The 439-nt window shown below is 63.8% G+C and carries 1 protein-coding gene; it reads right to left on the bottom strand.

The annotated features are described in order from the left end of the window. Positions 1-439: alpha/beta fold hydrolase (locus HX846_RS38735; RefSeq protein WP_372242083.1), on the bottom strand; the 439-nt coding region annotated here is incomplete at both ends.

The raw sequence follows: 439 nt of genomic DNA on the forward strand, positions 1-439 counted from the left end.
GCGCCAGCACGCCTTCGATCACACGCGGATCCGCCAGCACTTTCTGGTGCCCGCCCTGCTCCAGGCGCAGCAGGCGGCTGTCGAACCAGGCGTCATGGATGATCTGGCAAGCCTTGACCGAGACGAAGGTATCGTCTTCGGCATGCACGATCAGGCCCGGGATATTCATTTGATAGTGGGCGACATCGAGGTGCTTGAGAGGCATGCCCATCGTCAGCTCGACCTCCTGGATAAACGCCGAACGCGCTCGCGCCGGCAAACCGACCATGCCGGCAAAGCCGCGCAGTACGTCGAGAAACCGCGAGGGTGCGGCGATACTGACCAACGCCTTGGTGCGCAAGCCCAACTGCACCGCCAACATCGCGCTGGCCCCACCCATGGAGTGACCGACAACCGCATGCAGCGGTGGCAGTTCGGCAGCCGCTTCCAGCATGGCACG

It is taken from the genome of Pseudomonas sp. K5002, assembly GCF_013386655.1.
Classification (GTDB): Bacteria; Pseudomonadota; Gammaproteobacteria; order Pseudomonadales; family Pseudomonadaceae; genus Aquipseudomonas.